Origin of the sequence: Synechococcus sp. BA-120 BA3 (assembly GCF_034931285.1) — a bacterium.
In the GTDB taxonomy this organism is placed as follows: domain Bacteria; phylum Cyanobacteriota; class Cyanobacteriia; order PCC-6307; family Cyanobiaceae; genus Cyanobium.
Window position 1 is genome coordinate 1 of record NZ_JAYGHZ010000122.1, and the last position, 2,837, is coordinate 2,837.

Genomic DNA, 2,837 nt, shown 5'->3' on the forward strand with positions numbered 1-2,837 from the left:
CGACCTTGGCCTTGAACTCGGGGCTATGGGTGCGGCGTTTGCTCATGGGTGGGAGCCCCCTCTTAGGGGCGGTGCCCCGCCTCACAGGTTAACGATGGACCCTGTCCAGAAAAACCAGACCACCTCACAGGGCGCTCAGCACATCGTCGATGGCCACATCCACAAAGACCTTGCCACCCGCCCGCACCCAGTTGTCGTTGATGGAGACCAACCTGGCGGGGTCGTACTGGCCCGTCCACAGGCCCGTGTTGAGTTCCGTGGTGACGATGCCCCCGATATCGAGCACGAGATCGGCCTGGCCCACGCAGTCCCGCACCGCTTCCGAGGACGACCAGTCCCCCGCATACAGGCCGACGTACTGGGCCATCGCCTCATCGATCGTGCCCTTGTCGTTGGGGGTGAGGGCGGAGGGAAGATTCGTTTTGCGGATGAACTCCAGCGCCTTCTCTCTGACGCCGTAGCGGCTCACCAGATGGGTGAGCACCGCCACCGGATGGCTGGCCGCCTCCAGCCGCGCCAGGATCGTCTGCACGGCGGCCTCCAGCTCCTGGGGCACGCTGCGTTGCCGCTTCACCGCCGCGAGCGGCTGCCCGACGACGGGGGTGCCGATCACCGGCAGGCCACCGTTCACCTCGGAGATCACGAGATAGGCCGGCATGCTCTGCCGGAGGGCTTCACGGATCACCCGCTCCAGTTCATCGATGCAGTTGTCGGGGGTGAGCACGGCGCTCACACAGGCGGCGGTGGCCGAGAGGGGTTGAAAACGGTCGTAGACGTTGTCGCCGAGATTGTGGTGCGTGATCAGCCCCTGTTTCTGGATGCGCTCACTGGGCATGCCCACCAGGTGGAACACCGGCAGCCGATGGGCCTTGCTGCCCATCACGCCATTGATGGCGGAGAGTTCTCCCACGCCGTAGGTGGTGGAGAGGATGGCCGCGCCGCGGATACGGGCATAGCCATCGGCGGCGTAGGCCGCGTTGAGCTCGTTGGCGCAGGCCACCCACGACAGCCCGGGCACCAACTCAGCCGCATCGTCGATGGCGAAGGCATAGTCCCCGGGTACACCGAAGATCCGATCGATCCCCAGCTGAGACAACCGATTCAGGGCGTATTGAGCGACGGTCGGTGATGTCATGCCCGGTCATTTCAACATTACAAAAAACCTAGCCCGCCTGACTATTTCTGCCAGCCATCGATGCATTCGGCAATGCGGCGATCGCCGCCTCCCCGCGCCGATGGATCTCGCGGGCGTAGTCGGTCCAGGTGCCCTGGCCCCAGTAGCGGAAGCAGCTGGTCTCCAGCAGCAGCAGGTGGAGCAGGGCTTCCTGGTAAGGCTCGCTCCGGGTCACGGCAGGATCCTGCGCCACCAGGGGATCAAACACCTGGTGGAAGCGGGCGCTGAGCTGGTTCATGGGCTCCAGCACGTTGCCGTAGCCCTCCACCCAGCTGAGGTCGTTGGTCCAGGAGGCGCCGGCCATCGAGAAGGAGGGGTCGCTCGCCTGGAGCTCGGCGATGGCCGCCTCCACGGCCTGTGGGGTGGGGGTGGCGCCGACGCGCTGCCAGAGCCGCTGCTGCCCCACCGCCTGGATGTCCGGGAAGGCCGCCTCGCCCACCCCGGCGGCCTCGAGCAACTCCAGGTATTCGCTGCCATTGATGGCCACCGTGCCGGCGTCGCCGTTGCCCTGGCCCGCCAGGCGCCGGTGGGCCTGGAGGAAGGCCGACGGGAACTCGTTCATCATCACGCCGCCGTTCTCGCCATCGGCGATCTGGGCCACCAGCGCCGGCACCGACGTGTCGCCCAGGGGGACCCGCCCCAGCCCCAGGGCCTCGTAGCAGGGCTGCATCTGGCCCACCAGCTTGGTGTCGGAGCCCTGGGTCTTGATCAGCGCCGTGATCGCCACCTCCTCGCCACTGGAGCTGCGCGCCACCAGCCGGTTGGGGAGGAGCATCTGCTCGCGGCGGAGGCTGGATCCATCGAGATTCTCGACGCTGTGCTCCTGCACCAGCAGCCAGCGGTAGCCGCAGTCGCGCAGGGCGCTCACGAAGGCGAACAGGGTGTCGGGGTGGTTGGGCAGGTGCATCTCCGGGGGCGAGAAGCCCTTCACCCGCTGCAGGGCCTCGGCGCCGAAGAGGGCCGCGAAGTGGTGCTGCCAGGCCAGGATCTGCAGCTTCAGATCAGGGATCGGCGTGGAGGGGGCCACGGCATGGCTCCAGAACGTGCCGAGCCACTCCACGTGGGGCACGACGGCGGGATCACAGGCCAGAAACCTCAGCGCCTCGAGGATGTCGTCGCGGCCCATCTGCTGGAAACCCCAGAGCAGATTGCCGGAGTAATCGAGCATGATCCGGGGATTGGCCCCCTCGGCGATCAGCTGCGGGATCAGCTCGGCCAGGCGCCGGTAGCAGTGGGCGAAGGGTTCGGCGTTGTGGTTGTCGCCCTCGCCGGGGTGCTCGAGCATGTACTGGAGGTGCGAGATCAGCACCCCATTCGCCCCGGCGGGGATCGTGGGCTGGTGCATGTGCAGTGCACAGGCGAAGGCCGAGCTGATCGCCGCGAGCTGAAGGTTGGTGCGGGGCAGCGCCACGGGCCCGGGCTTCTGGACGAGGGCCAGGATCTCGGCTTCACGGCCGGCGATCGGCGGCAGGGGATGGGGAGGCATGGCGTTGCTGGGGTGCCCGCGCGCTGGGCAGGTCGTGACGGTCAGTCTGGGGGCCAGGGGCACCACCAGCAGGTAGGCGCCGGCCAGGGCCAGGTAGGCGCCGATCACCAGCAGGGTGTCGAGCGGCAGGCTGTTCAGGGGTCCGCTCAGGGCCACCGGGGATGTCGCGAAGTGGGG

Annotated in this window: 2 protein-coding genes; both read right to left on the reverse strand. The window is 67.7% G+C overall.

The features are described 5' to 3' along the window. Positions 1–124 precede the first annotated feature (124 nt). The gene (locus VB737_RS06225; RefSeq protein ID WP_500312031.1) at positions 125–1,135 is read right to left on the reverse strand and encodes a thiamine pyrophosphate-binding protein; all 1,011 of its coding nucleotides are present in this window, start codon (positions 1,133–1,135) and stop codon (positions 125–127) included. Between the two features lie 28 nt (positions 1,136–1,163). Beyond that, complete coding sequence (locus VB737_RS06230) at positions 1,164–2,660, reverse strand: polysaccharide deacetylase family protein (RefSeq protein WP_500312032.1); 1,497 nt, start codon at positions 2,658–2,660, stop codon at positions 1,164–1,166. Between the last annotated feature and the right edge of the window lie 177 nt (positions 2,661–2,837).